The organism is Clostridium polynesiense (assembly GCF_000820705.1).
GTDB classification, from domain to species: domain Bacteria; phylum Bacillota; class Clostridia; order Clostridiales; family Clostridiaceae; genus Clostridium_AA; species Clostridium_AA polynesiense.
Map to the genome: position 1 here is coordinate 1 of NZ_CCXI01000060.1, position 17,436 is coordinate 17,436.

General features: G+C 33.5%; 14 protein-coding genes, 4 pseudogenes and 1 other annotated feature. All 18 genes and pseudogenes read left to right on the forward strand.

Annotation, left to right across the window (positions count from 1 at the left end):
* Positions 1 to 334, forward strand: a pseudogene (locus tag TA89_RS18540) (acetyl-CoA carboxylase carboxyltransferase subunit alpha); the annotation flags it as partial.
* A gap of 125 nt (positions 335 to 459) precedes the next feature.
* Complete coding sequence (gene arcA / locus TA89_RS05425) at positions 460 to 1,683, forward strand: arginine deiminase (protein ID WP_040211558.1); 1,224 nt, start codon at positions 460 to 462, stop codon at positions 1,681 to 1,683.
* A gap of 18 nt (positions 1,684 to 1,701) precedes the next feature.
* A complete protein-coding gene (gene argF, locus TA89_RS05430) occupies positions 1,702 to 2,685 on the forward strand; it encodes an ornithine carbamoyltransferase (protein ID WP_040211559.1) in 984 nt (327 codons plus the stop codon).
* 9 nt (positions 2,686 to 2,694) lie between these two features.
* Positions 2,695 to 3,639, forward strand: coding sequence for a carbamate kinase (gene arcC / locus TA89_RS05435; protein ID WP_040211561.1), 945 nt, complete (start codon positions 2,695 to 2,697; stop codon positions 3,637 to 3,639).
* Between the two features lie 110 nt (positions 3,640 to 3,749).
* Positions 3,750 to 5,027 (forward strand): replication-associated recombination protein A, encoded by a 1,278-nt coding sequence (locus tag TA89_RS05440; protein ID WP_040211563.1) that lies wholly within the window; start codon positions 3,750 to 3,752, stop codon positions 5,025 to 5,027.
* A 99-nt stretch (positions 5,028 to 5,126) separates the two neighbouring features.
* Positions 5,127 to 5,588, forward strand: a complete 462-nt coding sequence (locus TA89_RS05445; RefSeq protein WP_040211565.1) for an RrF2 family transcriptional regulator — start codon at positions 5,127 to 5,129, stop codon at positions 5,586 to 5,588.
* The gene (gene nifS / locus TA89_RS05450; protein ID WP_040211567.1) at positions 5,581 to 6,765 is read left to right on the forward strand and encodes a cysteine desulfurase NifS; all 1,185 of its coding nucleotides are present in this window, start codon (positions 5,581 to 5,583) and stop codon (positions 6,763 to 6,765) included. Before TA89_RS05445 ends, nifS begins: the two co-directional genes overlap by 8 nt.
* Complete coding sequence (gene nifU / locus TA89_RS05455) at positions 6,766 to 7,194, forward strand: Fe-S cluster assembly scaffold protein NifU (RefSeq protein ID WP_040211569.1); 429 nt, start codon at positions 6,766 to 6,768, stop codon at positions 7,192 to 7,194.
* Positions 7,195 to 7,281: 87 nt separating this feature from the next.
* Entirely contained in the window at positions 7,282 to 7,779 is a 498-nt protein-coding gene (locus tag TA89_RS05460; RefSeq protein ID WP_040211571.1) for a PRC-barrel domain-containing protein, read from the forward strand.
* A pseudogene (locus TA89_RS05465) lies at positions 7,772 to 8,805 on the forward strand (AI-2E family transporter). The gene TA89_RS05460 and the pseudogene TA89_RS05465 overlap by 8 nt, the downstream one beginning before the upstream one ends.
* 82 nt (positions 8,806 to 8,887) lie before the next feature.
* Positions 8,888 to 9,059, forward strand: a binding site (T-box leader).
* A 44-nt stretch (positions 9,060 to 9,103) separates the two neighbouring features.
* A pseudogene (gene alaS / locus TA89_RS05470) lies at positions 9,104 to 11,744 on the forward strand (alanine--tRNA ligase).
* Between the two features lie 157 nt (positions 11,745 to 11,901).
* Positions 11,902 to 12,156 (forward strand): IreB family regulatory phosphoprotein, encoded by a 255-nt coding sequence (locus TA89_RS05475; RefSeq protein ID WP_040211573.1) that lies wholly within the window; start codon positions 11,902 to 11,904, stop codon positions 12,154 to 12,156.
* 47 nt (positions 12,157 to 12,203) lie between these two features.
* Positions 12,204 to 12,632: a Holliday junction resolvase RuvX gene (gene ruvX, locus TA89_RS05480; protein WP_040211574.1), complete on the forward strand. Its 429-nt coding sequence runs from the start codon at positions 12,204 to 12,206 to the stop codon at positions 12,630 to 12,632.
* Position 12,633: 1 nt separating this feature from the next.
* Positions 12,634 to 12,897: a DUF1292 domain-containing protein gene (locus tag TA89_RS05485; protein ID WP_040211576.1), complete on the forward strand. Its 264-nt coding sequence runs from the start codon at positions 12,634 to 12,636 to the stop codon at positions 12,895 to 12,897.
* A gap of 15 nt (positions 12,898 to 12,912) precedes the next feature.
* Positions 12,913 to 13,368: a Fur family transcriptional regulator gene (locus tag TA89_RS05490; RefSeq protein ID WP_040211578.1), complete on the forward strand. Its 456-nt coding sequence runs from the start codon at positions 12,913 to 12,915 to the stop codon at positions 13,366 to 13,368.
* A 24-nt stretch (positions 13,369 to 13,392) separates the two neighbouring features.
* Entirely contained in the window at positions 13,393 to 15,060 is a 1,668-nt protein-coding gene (locus TA89_RS05495; protein WP_040211580.1) for a ribonuclease J, read from the forward strand.
* A gap of 189 nt (positions 15,061 to 15,249) precedes the next feature.
* On the forward strand, positions 15,250 to 17,073 hold the full coding sequence (gene typA, locus TA89_RS05500; protein ID WP_040211582.1) for a translational GTPase TypA: 1,824 nt from the start codon (positions 15,250 to 15,252) through the stop codon (positions 17,071 to 17,073).
* A 33-nt stretch (positions 17,074 to 17,106) separates the two neighbouring features.
* Positions 17,107 to 17,436, forward strand: a pseudogene (locus TA89_RS05505) (endolytic transglycosylase MltG); the annotation flags it as partial.

Sequence of the window (17,436 nt, forward strand, 5' to 3'; positions counted from 1 at the left end):
TGCTATGCTTGAGAATTCTGTTTATTCCATATTATCTCCAGAAGGTTTTGCAAGTATAATCTGGAAGGACGCCTCCAAAGCCAAAGAAGCCGCTGAAATAATGAAGCTTACAGCAAAGGATTTAAAGACTTTTAATATAATAGATGACATCATAGGTGAGCCGAAAGGCGGAGCTCATGTAAACCCAAAAGAAGCTGCCTTATCCTTAGAAAATTATATAATCAATTCCTTAGAAGAATTAAAATCCTGTTCTCCAGAGTATTTACTGAAAAAAAGATATGATAAATATAGATATATAGACAGATTATGGTTAGATAAAACCCCTTTTATGTAATAAAGGGGTTTTTGTTAATTTTTAGTATTTACAATATCAGCGCAAAAGCAGATAATATAATTAAAAGATTAATGTGAAAAATCAGAATCTTAATACAATAAGTGAAAATTGAGGAGGAATTACTTTTGAATGAAATTCTCAAAATAGGGTCTGAGATTGGCAGGCTAAGAAAAGTTCTGCTGCACAGACCGGGGAAAGAAATTGAAAATCTTGTACCTGAGTATCTAGGAAAGCTGTTATTTGATGATATACCTTATCTTGAGGCAGCAAGGTTAGAACATGATGGATTTGCAGATATTTTAACACAAAATGGAGTAGAAGTATTATATTTGGAAGATTTGCTTGTTGAATCATTAGAGAGTGAAGAAAAAAGGTATGAATTTCTGAAAACCTTTATAAGGGAAAGTGCTATAACATCAAAAAATCTTACTGAAAAACTTATTGAGTATTTAATGGACATGTCTCTGTTTTCTATGCTGCAAAAAGTTATGTCCGGTATTAGGAAAGATGAAATAAAAATAAGTAAAATCAGTTCTTTAACTGAAATAACTAACAAAAATTATCCTTTTTATATTGATCCTCTGCCAAATCTCTATTTCACTAGGGATCCAGGCTCTATAATCGGAAATGGTATAAGTATAAACTCTATGCATACTTCAGCCAGAAACAGAGAGCCTCTTTTTCTTAAATGGATTTTTAATAATCATCCCATTTATAAAACAGATAAAATCCCTCACTGGTATAAAGGGGATGCTCCTTTCAGCATAGAGGGAGGAGATATATTGGTTTTATCAGATAAAATAGTTGCTATAGGATGCAGTGAAAGAACTTCAGCTGAAGCTATTGAAATAATAGCACAAAGACTGTTTAAAAACCAATCTGGCTTTGAAAAAGTCTTAGTATTTGAAATTCCTTCCTGCAGGGCTTTTATGCACTTAGACACTGTTTTTACTATGGTAGATTATGATAAATTTACTATACATCCAGGTATAGAAGGACCTCTGAACGTTTATGAAATTACACAAGGAAAAGCGGATATACTAAATTTTGAAGTTCACCATGATGATTTGAGTAAAATACTTAGCAAGGCTCTAAATATACCGGGGATAGAATTAATACGTTGCGGTGGCGGAGATGCAATAGTATCAGGAAGAGAACAATGGAGTGACGGATCTAATACTCTTGCTATAGCTCCGGGAGTAGTGGTTACATATAATAGAAATTATGTAACTAACGATATCCTTACAAAGAAAGGAGTAAAGGTATTAACTATGCCAAGCGCTGAACTTTCCAGAGGAAGAGGCGGTCCAAGATGTATGAGTATGCCTTTATATAGAGAGAATATTTAATTTAAGGAGGAGTTAAAAATGCCAGTTAACTTAAAAGGTAGAAGTTTATTAACTTTGATGGATTTTACACCTGATGAAATCAGATATCTAATTGACCTTTCCAAGACTTTAAAAGCAAAAAAAAGAATAGGTATTAAGGACAAGGTTTTAGATGGGAAAAATATAGTATTGTTATTTGACAAGACTTCTACTCGAACCAGATGCGCTTTTGAAGTAGCAGCTTTTGACGAGGGTGCCTGTGTAACTTACTTAACAAATTCTCAAATGGGAAAGAAAGAAAGCCTTGAAGATACTGCAAAGGTTCTTGGAAGATTTTATGACGGTATCGAGTATAGAGGGTTTAAGCAGGAAACAGTAGAGGATTTAGCTAAATATTCAGGGGTACCTGTATGGAACGGGCTTACAGATGTTGATCATCCTACCCAGGTATTAGCGGACTTACTAACCATAGAGGAAAATATTAATAAACCCTTAAATAAAGTAAAATTGGTTTTTGTAGGAGATGCTAGAAATAATATGGGGTATGCACTTATGTATGGTTGTGCAAAAATGGGTATGCATTTTACAGCTTATGCTCCAAAAGAGCTTTGGGCAGATGAGGGCATAATAGAAAAATCAAAAAAAGTAGCTGAAGAAACTGGGGCAGTTATAGAAATGACGGATTCTATAGAAGGGATAAAAGATGCAGATGTAATATATACAGATATATGGGTATCCATGGGAGAAGAAGATAAGTTAGCAGAAAGAGTAAAGCTATTAACACCTTATAAAGTAACAATGGACATGCTAAGTAAAACAGGGAATCCAGATGTAATATTTATGCACTGCCTTCCATCCTATCATGATTATGAAACAGAAACCGCTTACAATACCTTTAAAAACCAGGGGTTAGATGTAAGAGAGGTGGAGGACGAAGTGTTTAGAAGCAGATACTCCAAGGTCTTTGATGAAGCAGAAAATAGAATGCATACCATAAAAGCTGTAATGGTAGCAACCCTATAGGAGGAATATATGAGTAGAATTGTGATTGCTCTTGGCGGTAACGCTCTTCAGGAAAATCCTAAAGATATTTCAGCAGAAGCTCAATTAGTTACCAGCAGAAATACTGCTAAATCCATAGTAGATATAGCAGAATTAGGACATGAAATTATATTAGCTCATGGCAATGGTCCTCAAGTAGGTCAAATTGTATCTACTTATGAAGCAGCTGCGTATAACAATAAATCTATCCCCATTATGCCTTTTCCAGAATGTGGCGCAATGAGTCAGGGCTACATAGGATATCATTTACAGCAAGCTATAAGGGATGAAATGATATCAAGGGGATTAAATAGAGAAGTAGCAGCAATAATTACTCAAGTAAAGGTTAATGCCAAGGATCCTGGGTTTTCAAATCCAACAAAACCTGTGGGTTCCTTCTTTACAAAAGATGAAGCTATGGTATTGGAAAAAGAAAAAGGATATGTGATGAAAAATGATGCTAACCGAGGATATAGAAGAGTAGTACCGTCTCCTATCCCTATTGAGGTAGTTGAAGAAAAAGTAATCAAAACCCTTGTAGAGGCAGGACATATAGTTATCACAGTAGGCGGTGGTGGTATTCCTGTTGTCGATGAAGATAAAAGCACAAAAGGAATTTCTGCGGTTATTGATAAGGATTTTGCTCCAGAAAAGCTAGCGGAAATCCTTAATGCAGATATACTGTTAATATTAACCGCTGTGGACAAAGTAGCTATTAATTTTGGTAAAGAAAATGAAAAAGGACTGGAGGAAATAACCGTTTCAGAGGCAGAGAAGTACATTGAGGAGGGACATTTCGCTCCGGGATCTATGCTTCCTAAGGTTAAAGCTGCAGTGAAGTTTGCAAAATTTAAATCTTCTAATATTTCTATTATTTCGTCCCTTAATAGTGCAAAATATGCATTAGAAGGAAGAGCCGGAACTAAAATTATTTAAATATTATGAACATTAACTGTCTTTAAAGCATTTATGCTGAAAGGCAGTTTTTGATTTAATAAGATATATGATAAAATAATTTTACCAACGAGTTTAAGAGGTGAAAAGATATGGAAAATCCTTTAGCAGATAGATTAAGACCTAAATCAATGGAGGACATCATAGGACAAAATCATATTTTAGGAAAAGGAAAAATATTAAATCAAATAATTAAATCAGGATTCATACCTAACATGATATTTTACGGCCCTCCAGGGGTAGGTAAGACCACCGCTGCATATATAATAGCAGAGATGACTAATAAGAGATTTCATAAGCTAAATGCGACTACTGACTCTACAAAAGATATCAAAGAGGTTTTAAATGAGTTAAATACTTTTATGGGATACAATGGAATTATTCTTTACATCGACGAAATACACCATTTTCCAAAAAGAACACAGCAGATACTCCTTGAGTATATGGAAAATGGTCAGATTACACTTATAGGAAGCACTACTGAAAATCCTTATTTTTATGTTTTTAAAGCTATATTAAGCAGGGCAACAGTTATCGAGTTTGAACCTTTGTCGAATAAAGAAATCATTGAAGGACTTAAGAAGGTATCCTCTAAATTAGAGAAAGAGGATTCAAATATAAAAATAAACTATAGTAAAGCGGCATTAAATATAATAAGTAATGCTGCTGATGGGGATATGAGAAAGGCACTAAATATTCTGGAATTAATAATTAGGACACAGCAGACTGCCAAGGATAGCAGTATAGAAATAACAGAAGATTTAGCTCAAGAGTTTTCTCAAAAAAGCTATAATTTTGATAGAGATGGAGATAGGCATTATGATGTATTAAGCGCTTTTCAAAAATCCATAAGAGGAAGCGATACCCAGGCAGCTCTGCTTTACCTAGCCATGCTCCTAAAAGCCGGTGATTTAACCTCAGTTATAAGGAGATTACTAGTTATTGCCTGTGAAGATATAGGACTTGCGTATCCTCAGGCGATATCCATCGTAAAAGCCTGTACGGACACTGCAATGCAAATAGGACTTCCTGAAGCTCAGATACCTTTAGCTGAAGCCGTTATATTATTAGCTGCTTCTCCAAAATCTAACAGCGCTGTTACAGCTATAGGAAGAGCTATGGAGGATGTAAATAAATCAAACATAGGAGATATTCCTACACATTTAAGGGATGGACATTACAGCGGAGCAGAAAAGCTTGGAAGAATGCAGAGCTATAAATATCCTCATAACTTTCCCAATAATTATGTGAACCAGCAGTATCTTCCCGATAATTTAATAGATAAAATCTATTATGAATATGGAAAAAATAAGTTTGAGCAAAGTATGAAATCATATTGGGAAAATATAAAGCAGCGTAATGATATTTAATTAACAAGACCTTATAATTATTGTTGACTTTATTACTCGGCTTTGATATTATAATTTTGTGAATTTATAGTAAACTACTCAGAATTAAGAGGTGATTAAATGAAGCTTTCCACCAAAGGACGTTATGGTGTAAAAGCTATGGTGGACCTTGCTATTCATTATGATGATAATCCGGTATCTATAAAAAGTATATCCCAAAGACAGAATATTTCCGAGTATTACCTTGAACAGTTATTTTCTCCTCTTAGAAAAGCTAAGCTTATAAAGAGTGTCAGAGGAGCTCAGGGAGGTTATTTTCTTAACAAGGATCCGAAGGATATAACAGTGGCTGAGATTATGGAAGTATTAGAAGGTCCTATAGAGATTTCAGAATGTATCGATGGTCTTCCTTGTACTAACGTAGATTGTTGTGCTACAAGGCTGCTTTGGAAAAAAATTAAAGATAGTATCGATGGAGTAATGCAGTCTGTAACACTCCAGGACATCTTAGAGGATTATAAAAGATTAAATTCAAAAAATCTAACTATCAATCTTAGTAACAGGAGTGAGGAAAATGAGTAGAAAAGTTTATATGGATTATTCAGCAACTACCTATGTTAAACCAGAGGTTCTCGATGAAATGTTACCATATTTTACAGAAACATATGGAAATCCATCATCTTTTTATTCCCTTTCAAGAGAGACAAAAAAAGCAATAGATTTAAGTAGAGATAGAGTATCGAAAGCTTTAAAATGTGAACCCAATGAAGTATTCTTCACCGGAGGGGGATCAGAAGCTGATAACTGGGCTATTAAAGGAGCAGCTTTTGCTAACAGAAAAAAAGGGAATCATATAATTACTACAAAAATTGAACATCATGCAGTGCTCCACACCTGCGAATATTTAGAACATCAGGGCTTTGATGTTACATATCTGGATGTTGATTCAGAAGGCTTCATCAGTATTGAAGACCTAAAAAGTGCTATAACAGATAAAACTATATTAGTAACTATAATGTTTGCAAATAATGAAATCGGAACAATACAGCCTATTCAGGAAATAGGAAGTATATGCAGAGAACATAAGATATTGTTCCACACAGATGCGGTTCAGGCAATTGGAAACATAGATATAGATGTGAAGGAATTAAATGTTGATATGTTGTCTTTATCAGCACATAAATTTTATGGTCCTAAAGGTATAGGTGCTCTTTATATCAGAAAAGGAGTAAAAATAGATAATCTTATACATGGAGGTGCTCAGGAGAGAGCAAGAAGAGCAGGAACGGAAAATATTCCTGGTATAGTAGGCTTAGGCAAAGCAATAGAACTGGCTGTAGCAAATATGGAAGAGAGGAATAAAAGAGTAAGAAATCTAAGGGATAAGCTTGTAGAAGGCCTTCTGAAAATACCATACAGTAAGTTAAATGGACCTACAGGGGAAAAGAGACTTCCAGGAAACGCAAATATTTGTTTTAAATTTACTGAAGGTGAATCAATTCTTTTATCTTTAGATTTCGAAGGTATATGCGCATCCAGCGGAAGTGCATGTACTTCAGGCTCCTTAGATCCTTCACATGTGTTACTGGCCATAGGCTTACCTCATGAGATTGCACATGGATCTTTAAGGCTTACATTGGGAGAAGGCAATACAGAGGAGGATGTTGAATATGTTATCCAGACTCTGCCTCCTATTATACAACGATTGAGAGATATGTCACCTTTATGGGAAGATTTTTTAAAAGGGGAGAAAAAATAAATGATATATAGTGATAAAGTTATGGAGCATTTTAGAAATCCGAGAAATGTAGGGGAAATTAAAGACGCTAATGGAATCGGTGAGGTAGGAAATGCTAAATGTGGAGATATAATGAAAATTTACTTAAAGGTAGAAGATAACATTATTAAAGATGTTAAGTTTAAAACCTTTGGTTGTGGATCAGCGATTGCTTCATCAAGTATGGCAACTGAACTTATAAAAGGAAAATCCTTAGAAGAAGCTTGGACTCTAACAAACAAGGCAGTAGCGGAAGCTTTAGATGGTCTTCCACCAGTAAAAATGCATTGTTCTGTTTTAGCAGAAGAGGCAATTCACAAGGCAATAAACGATTATAGAAAATCTCAAGGACTTGAACCTTGGGATTATACAGAGCATGATGATATACATGCAGAAGTTCATGGTGAATAAAAATAATAAAAAATACCTTGTTATCAAGGTATTTGTTTTATTTATAAGTCAATAATCTAAATATAATATATTGAAGGGAAGTTCAGGATGTTTAGAACTAAAGATTATGAATACATGAAGGTTCTAGATACACAGGGAAGAGAGATTGGTTATGTTAAAGATGTAGTAATGGATTTTCATAACAGTGTTATTAAAGGTTTTGTTATTTCAACTAATTCTTTATTATCCAAAAATCAATGTGTTTTAACGGATAATATAGTTTCAATCAATAAAGTTATGATAATTAAAAACACCGATAAATGCAGTTTTATGTGTTTTAAAGATATTAAAGATATGGAGGTCTTTAATCTTCAAGGTGAGATGATGGGAGTTCTTGAAGATATGCTTATAGAACCCTATAATTTTAACATTAAAGGCCTAATTATAGCCTCAGGACTTCTTCATAAGCTGATATACGGAAAAAATATTATTTTACCCATAAATTGCATACTGGGAGAAGACCTTATTATACACTTCGGAGACGATAAAAGAATTAAATTCAAAACTATTCCTCACGGAATAGAGAAAGAGGATTACTATGAGTAAGGTTAATAAAACCTTCCTTAAAAAAGCTTATTCGACGTTTATTGTGCTGGTAATTCTTATAGTTTTTATTTATTTAATATATAAATCCAGGATTTTCAAAGAGATATTCTTTGTCACTTTTTTCTCTTATATACTGGCATACGTTTTAAAGCCCCTTCATCATTGGCTCTATAAAAAAGGTGTAAATAAAAAAATTGCAGCTTTTTTTTTACTGTCAATTATTATGGGCTTTTTTTCTTTAATAATAATTTATTTAATTCCCAGTTTATTTAGAGAAAGTCTAAATATTGAACTCATAATATCAGAGGGGGAGAAATTTGTTAATGATATGATGAGAGGGTTCAATTTGAACAATTTAAAATTCTTAAATATCACAAATGAATTGATTTATGAAAAGATTAATGAAATAATTATGGAATTATCACAAAACGTCGTAAATACATTAGTTAAGTTAGGTGAGAGCTTTATAAGCCTTGCGGTCATCCCGGTTATCACATACTATTTAATAAGTGATGGTGACCTTTTAAATAACAAACTTCTCCTTATACTTCCAACTAAAAAAAGGCAGGTGTTTAAAAAGGTTTCTCAAGATGTTGATAAGATACTGTCAAGATATATAGTAAGCCAGTTAATATTATGCTTCATAATAGGTATATTAACTTTTTCATTCTTATCTTTTTAAAAGTAGATTTTCCTATATGGCTGTCTTTAATCAACGCAATATTAAATATAATACCTTACTTTGGACCTATTTTTGGGGCAATACCGCCTATTTTCATCGCACTGCTACACTCTACTGAAAAAGCTCTATGGACTGCAGTTCTGCTGTTTATAATTCAGCAGGTGGAAGGAGATATTATTTCCCCTAAAATTATTGGAGATAGTGTAAGTATACATCCTATTATGATTATTCTTCTTTTGCTTATAGGACAAAAAGCAGCTGGCTTTGCTGGAATGGTGCTGGCAGTTCCTTTTGCTGTAATAGTTAAAGTGATTTATGAAGATATAAATTATCATTTATTTTAATATCAAGACTATTGAAAGTGCAATTTTAAATGATATTATTGACAGAAAACCGTTATTATCATATAATTTGCCTATAATCTTATATTAAGTGATGACAAGAATGAGTAAATATGCTGAGATATCCAGAGAGGAAGTGTTAGGTGAAAACTTCTTATTAAAGCATGTTGAAGCTGTCTTTGAGCTATAATTCTTTAAGAGATGTATGTTTATACATAATTAGGGTGGTACCGCGGATATATGCTTTCGTCCCTTATATAGGGGATGAAGGCTTTTTTTATTTTTAATTGGAGGGATAATTATGATTACAATGGGTGTAAATGAAATACGAGAAGCTTATTTAAGGTTTTTTGAAAGTAAAGATCATTTAAAAATGGATAGCTTTCCTTTAGTTCCTAAGGAGGATAACAGTTTACTTTTAATAAATGCCGGCATGGCGCCACTAAAACCATACTTTACAGGACTGAAAACTCCTCCATCTTACAGAGTAACAAACTGTCAAAAATGCATAAGGACAGGAGATATAGAAAATGTAGGTAAAACCTCAAGACATGGTACCTTTTTTGAGATGCTTGGAAATTTTTCCTTCGGAGATTATTTTAAAGAGGATGCAATAAAATGGGCTTGGGAATTTGTAACAGAAGTCCTAAAGATATCAAAGGACAGACTTTATGTTACTATATATAATGAGGATGACGAAGCGTACGAAATTTGGAATAAAAAAACCGATGTAGGTGCTTCAAGAATATTCAGACTTGGCAAAGAGGATAACTTCTGGGAGATTGGTCAAGGCCCCTGCGGACCTAGTTCTGAAATACATTATGATAGGGTTGGGATAAAAGTAAACTCAGTAGAAGAATTCATCAAAGCTCAGGAGGAAGATAAGATAATTGAGTTTTGGAATTTAGTATTTACTCAATTTGATAAGGATGAGAATGGTGTTTATCACAAGCTTCCTAACCCTAATATAGACACAGGAATGGGTCTTGAGAGGCTGGCAACAATAATGCAGGGTGTAAATAATATTTTTGAAATTGACACTGTTAAAAATATATTAGAAAAAATCAGCAGCATATCAGGAGTTAAATATAAAAACTCCGAGAAAAGCGATATTTCATTAAGGATTATAGCGGATCACGTCAAAGGTATTACTATGCTTATTTCCGATGGAGTACTTCCCTCCAATGAAGGAAGAGGATATGTACTTAGAAGGTTATTAAGAAGGGCTGCAAGACATGGAAGACTCATTGGAATTAAAGATGCATTTTTAACGGGAATAGTGGATGAAGTGATTAAAATGTACAAAGGCGCTTATCCTGAATTAGAAGATAAGAAAGATTATAATTAAAAAAATAGTAGCAATTGAAGAAGATAAGTTTAATGAGACAATAGATTCCGGTATGACTATACTAAATGCTTATATTAAAGAGATGACAGATAATAACCAATCAGTGCTCAGCGGTGAAAATGCTTTTAAGCTTTATGATACTTATGGTTTTCCTCTTGAACTTACTGAAGAAATACTGGAAGAAAAGAATCTGAAGGTTGATAAAGATGAGTTTAATAATGAAATGGAAAGCCAGAGAACAAGAGCTAGAAACGCAAGAAGCGAAAGCAATTACATGGGTGCAGAAGAAAATATACTTAATAAGATAGATAGTGGGGTGGAAACCCGATTTGTTGGTTACAGCGAAACCAGAACTGAAACCGTGGTAGAAATTATTTCGAAGGAAAATGAATTTGTACACTCCATAGAACAGGGAGAAGAAGGCTTCGTTTTAACAGAAAAAACTCCATTTTATGCTGAAATGGGAGGTCAAGTGGGGGATACAGGATTAATCTACAATGAAAGCTTTGAAGGAGAGGTTTTTGACTGCAAAAAAAGTATTGCAGGGAAGATTGTTCATGTTATTAAGGCTAAAAAAGGTCAACTTAAAACAGGAGACTCTGTTATATTAGAAGTGAACAACGAAAGAAGACAAAATATATGTAGGAACCATACTGCCACACATATACTGCATAAGGCTCTTAAAACTATATTAGGAGACCATGTTAACCAAGCAGGTTCCTTAGTTGACAAAGATAAGCTAAGATTTGACTTTACTCATTTTTCTTCATTAACTGATGAAGAAATAGAAAACATAGAAGAGCTTGTTAATAAAGAAATAATGGAAGCATATATGGTAGATACACAGGAAATGGAGCTGGAGGATGCAAAGAAAGCCGGTGCTATGGCTTTATTCGACGAGAAATATGCTGATAAAGTCAGAGTTGTTTCAGTGGGAGACTTCAGTAAGGAATTATGTGGAGGAACACATGTAAAAAACTCAGGACAGATTGGAATGTTTAAAATTATCTCCGAATCAGGAATTGCTGCTGGAATAAGAAGGATTGAAGCATTAACAGGAGTTAACGCTTTAAAATATATGGAGGAAAAAACAGATATAATTAAAGAAGGTGCCAATATTTTAAAATCCAGTGAAAAGGAATTTATCAGAAAGCTAACATCTGTAGTTAATGAACTAAAGGAAAAGGAAAAAGAGATAAATGATCTAAAGCATAAATTGGTTGCTGGTGCTGAGGATGAAATATTATCTTCCATGGTGAATATTAAAGGTGTTAATCTAATTACTGCAAAGCTAGATGGGGTAGATACTAATTCCCTTAGAGATCTTGCTGAAAAGCTTAGGAGCAAAGCTAAGGACGGTCTTGTTGTTCTTGCAGGTATATCAGAAGATAAAGTTAATTTCGTTGCAATGGCTTCAAAAGAAGCGGTATCCAAAGGTGTTCACTGTGGTAAAATAATTAAGGAAATAGCAGCAATAGCCGGCGGCGGTGGCGGTGGCAGACCAGATATGGCTCAAGCCGGTGGAAAGCTTCCAGAAAAAGCACAGGAGGCACTGAATAAAATTGTAACAATATTAGAAACTCTTATTAAGTAGTATACTTTTTTGCCAATTTGTTCTATAATTATATTAATAGTTAAAGAGATATTGAATAAGAGATAAATAATTAGTATATAATAAAAACAAAATAAACTTTGCTTTAAATAATAATGGCAAGGGGGTGAAGCTGCTTAACCAGATTAAGCGGCGATAGATGGGTAACAATGAAAACACAATGCAGTTTGATTTCTCACGAAGTAAAAAAGAGCTAACTAGGTCTATTATTTCAGAGGTTTATGATGCTTTAAGCGAAAAAGGCTATAATCCTGTTAATCAGCTTGTAGGATACCTTATATCCGGTGATCCTACATATATAACTAACTATAAGGGTGCCAGAGCATTAGTTAGAAAGCTGGAAAGAGATGAGATACTAGAAGAGGTTATTAAAGCTTATTTAGAAATCAAATAAATAAAAAGTGCCCTAGTAGGCACTTTTTATTTAATAAAGGAGTGCTTATGAGAATAATCGGACTGGACATAGGAGATAAGACTATAGGAGTGGCTGTAAGCGATCCATTGGGTATAACTGCTCAAGGCTTAACAACAATACATCGTAAAGGTAAGGAAAAAGACGCTGCGGAGATAAAAAAATATATTGATGAGTACTGTGCAGAAATAATTCTTGCAGGACTTCCTAAGAATATGAACGGCTCTATAGGAAGTCAGGGGGAAAAGGTGGAAAAATTTTGCCAATTTCTTGAAAAAAGGCTTAATATTAAGATTCTTTTTTGGGATGAAAGATTGACTACTGTAGCAGCGCATAAAGCTATGTTAGAAGCTGACTTATCGAGAGAAAAAAGGAAAAAGATAGTTGATAAGCTGGCTGCAGTTTACATACTTCAGGGATATTTAGATAAAAATAATTTTAATAAAAGGAGAGAATAATATGGAAAATGAAATAGATACTATTGTCCTTCAGGATGAAGAGGGTAATGAGATAGAATTTCAGGTTCTAACAAAGCTTGATATAGAACAAGACGAGTATATAATCGTTGCTCCTGTGGACGATGAAGAAGCAGATGCAATCGCTTTGAAAATCGTTACTGATAATGAGGGGAATGAAGTGCTGATAACTGTAGATGATGAAGATGAATATGAAATGGTATCAGAAGCATACAGCGCCATTTTCTCAGATGATCCATTAAATTAAGATAGAGGTAAGGTTATGTCAAATTTATCCATGGAAGAAATTCAAAAATTAAAAGAAAATTTAAAACAACGTGGTTATAAATTAACTCCTCAAAGAAGAGCTATTCTAGATGGAATAGTAAAAAATGAAGGTAAGCATTTAACTGTAGAAGAAATATATGATGATGTTAAGCTTGAATGTCCGGAAATTGGGTTGGCTACTGTGTACAGAACAGTATTATTGCTTGAAGAAATGGGAATAATATATCGATTAGATTTAGAGGACGGCTGTGCTAGGTTTGAGCTTGTACATGAAAATGAAAACCATAGGCATCATCATTTAGTATGCAGTAACTGCGGAAAAGTCATTGAAGTTGAAGGCGATCTGCTGGATAACCTTGAAAATAACATTGAAAACAAATATAAGTTCAAAATTATGGATCATAGTGTTAAGTTTTTTGGAATATGTAATGAGTGCCAATCAGAAAAATAAATATAATAAGAAGGAGGGGTGCTGATGAAAAGAGAAAAGGAAAAAATAAAGATAATTCCTTTAGGGGGCCTTAATGAAATAGGCAAGAATTTAACTGCAATAGAATATAAAGATGATATAATAGTTATTGATTGCGGTTTGAAATTTCCAGACGAAGATATGTTTGGAATTGATGTAGTTATTCCTGATATCAGCTATCTAATAAAAAATAAAGACAAAGTAAAAGGTATTTTTCTGACACACGGTCATGAGGATCATATTGGTGCTCTACCATATGTATTAAAGCAGTTAAATGTGCCTGTATATGGTACAAAATTAACCTTAGGTATAGTAGAAACAAAGCTTAAGGAGCATGGATTGCTAAGCTCTGTGGAGTTAATTAGAATTAATCCACGAGATATAATAAAACTTAAAACTATATCCGTAGAATTTATAAAAACAAATCACAGTATTGCAGATTCAGTAGCTATGGCAATACATACACCTATAGGAGTTGTAATTCATACTGGAGACTTTAAAGTAGATTATACTCCTATAGATGGTGAAATAATCGACTTGGCCAGATTTGCTGAGCTTGGGAAAAAAGGTGTTCTGCTTATGCTAGCTGACAGTACTAATGTTGAAAGACCAGGCTATACCATGTCAGAGAGTACAGTAGGTAACACTTTTGAAAGTATATTTTCTACTGCTAAAAGTAGAATTTTAGTAGCTACCTTTGCCTCTAACGTTCATAGATTACAGCAAATTATAACAGCAGCACATAAATATGGAAGAAAAGTTGCTGTTTCCGGAAGAAGTATGGAGAATATTGTAGCCGTAGCTTTGGAGCTTGGTTATTTAGAATTTGAAAAAGATACTTTAGTAAGTGTTGATGCAATAAATAAATATCCGCCTGAAAAAGTAGTTATAATAACTACCGGAAGTCAGGGAGAACCTATGTCAGCTCTTTCAAGGATATCAAACAATGACCATAAAAAAATCTCCATTAATCAGGGGGATTTAGTGATAATTTCAGCTTCACCAATACCAGGAAATGAAAAATTGATATCCAAAGTTATCAATCAATTATTTAAAAAAGGTGCGGAAGTTATATATGAATCTCTGGCAGATGTTCACGTATCCGGTCATGCTTGTCAGGAAGAACTTAAACTTATGCATGCTCTAGTAAAACCAAAATACTTTATGCCTGTGCATGGTGAATACAGACACCTTAAACAGCATGCAGAGCTAGCAATCAAATTAGGATTACCTGAGGATAATGTAATAATAAGCGATAATGGGGATATTATAGAAGTGAGCAAGGATATCCTTAGAAAGAATGGCAGTGTTACATCAGGAAATGTATTTGTAGATGGACTTGGAGTAGGTGACGTAGGTAATATTGTATTAAGAGATAGAAAGCATCTTTCTCAGGATGGAATATTAACAGTAGTAGTTACTATTGAAAAGGAAAGCAGTTCTGTCATAGCTGGGCCAGATATTATATCTAGAGGGTTTGTTTATGTAAGAGAATCCGAAGATCTAATGGAGCAGGCAAAGGATATTGTTAAGCAGGTTCTTAGAGAATGTGAAGATAAAGGTATAAAGGATTGGGCTACATTGAAATCAAAAATAAAAGAAGGACTGAGAATATATCTTTATGAAAAAACTAAGAGAAAACCTATGATACTTCCTATTATCATGGAAATATAACAATAAAAATATATATAACTTTAGCTTTTGATGTTAAATTATTTATATTTTTTATATAAATTTTATATCAAATCATACAGCTAAGTTGACTTTTATAAACCTAAATATTAGAATAAATAATGGTTATTTAAAATTGGATACTTAAAGTATCCAATTTTTTTTAAACTAAAGATGTCGGAGGATTAAATTATGGAATTATATACAAGAAATGATATAAGAAACATAGCGATTATTGCCCACGTAGACCATGGTAAAACTACACTAGTGGATGCTATGCTTAGACAGAGCAATGTTTTCAGAGAAAATGAAAAGATTGATGAAAGAGTTATGGACTCTAATGACTTAGAAAAAGAAAGAGGAATAACTATTCTATCAAAAAATACAGCTGTCAGTTATAATGATATTAAGATAAATATAGTAGATACTCCCGGACATGCTGATTTCGGCGGAGAGGTTGAAAGAGTTCTTAAGATGGTTGATTCTGTATTACTGGTGGTAGATTCCTACGAAGGACCAATGCCTCAGACTAAATTTGTACTTAGAAAAGCCTTAGAGCTTAATTTAAAACCTATTGTAGTTATAAATAAGATTGATAAAAAGGATGCAAGACCGATTATTGTAATTGATGAAGTTTTTGATCTCTTTGTAGAACTTGGAGCAAATGATGAACAGCTTGACTTTCCAATAGTATATGCTTCAGCTAGAGAAGGATTTGCAAGATATGAACCTGAAGATACAAATAATGATATGATTCCTCTTTTTGAAACTATAATAAAACATGTTGCAGCCCCAAAGGGATATATTGATAAAGCTTTTCAAATGCTTATTACTACTTTAGACTCAAATGAGTATGTAGGAAAGATAGCCATTGGAAAAATAGAAAGAGGAAGTGTTAAAAAAAATTCTCAGGTAACAGTATTAAAATCAGACGGAAAATCATTTAACACTAAGGTATCAAATTTATATGTATACAACGGTCTTAGGAAAACAGAAACAAATGAAGCGTTTTTAGGTGATATTATAGCCATCAGTGGTTTAGGAGATGCAAATATAGGTGATACCGTTGCAGATGCTTCAAATCCAGAAGCTTTGCCCTTCGTTAACATTGATGAGCCTACATTAAATATGAATTTTATGGTTAATGATTCGCCTTTTGCCGGAAGAGAAGGAGATTTTGTTACGTCCAGACATTTAAGGGATAGACTTATGAGAGAATTAGAAACCAATGTAAGCTTAAGGGTAAAAGAATTATCTCCAGACTGTTTTGAAGTCAGTGGAAGAGGAGAACTGCATCTTTCTATACTAATAGAAACAATGAGAAGAGAAGGCTTTGAGTTCCAAGTTTCCAAGCCAAGCGTTATTTTTAAGCAAGAAGATGGGGTTAAAACTGAACCTATGGAATATCTGACTATCGATGTACCTGAAGAATTTATGGGACCGGTAATGGAAAAACTAGGACCAAGAAAGGCAGAAATGGTTAATATGACATCTGCCACTAATGGATACACAAGATTAGAATTTAATATACCATCAAGAGGACTTATAGGTTTTAGAAATGAGTTTCTAACAGATACCAGAGGAAATGGTATAATGAACCATGTATTTAACGGATATGAAAAGTTTAAAGGAGAAATACCTGAAAGAAATCGAGGTTCTTTAGTGGTATTTGAAAGTGGAGAAGCTGTAACATATGGTCTTTACAATGCACAAGAAAGAGGTACTTTATTTATAGAACCAGGGGCAGAGGTCTATGCTGGTATGATTGCAGGAGAATGCTCAAGAGCAGACGATATTGAGGTTAATGTATGTAAGAAAAAGCATCAATCTAATACAAGAGCTTCAGGTTCTGATGATTCATTAAGACTTACGCCAATTAGAAAATTATCTTTAGAACAGTGCTTGGAATTTGTAAATGCTGACGAATTAGTTGAAGTTACTCCAAAGAGTATTAGAATGAGGAAAAAAATATTAGATGGTGCTGAAAGAAAGAGATTAATATCAAGAAATCGATAAAAATTTTATCTTATAAACTGTGGGGGTATTTTTATGAGAAAGAAGATGTTTTTGTCAATTGCTGTTTTGATACTGATTTTGTTAGGGGGAAGCTTTTTATATTATAACTCAGTTATTAATCATCCTTTAAAAGGCAGTGAAGAGATTGAAGTAATTGTTAATAAGGGAGACACTTTATATAACCTGCTTAGTAAGTTGAAAAACGAAGGGAAATTAAAAAACCTTCCATTGACCAAGTTATATATCAAAATTAATTCCGTAAGCGGTAATATAAAGCCTGGAAATTACAAAATTCAATCAGATATAACTTTAGGAAATTTTATAGATGAGATAAAAAAAGGAAATGAAGCAGATAATTCAGTT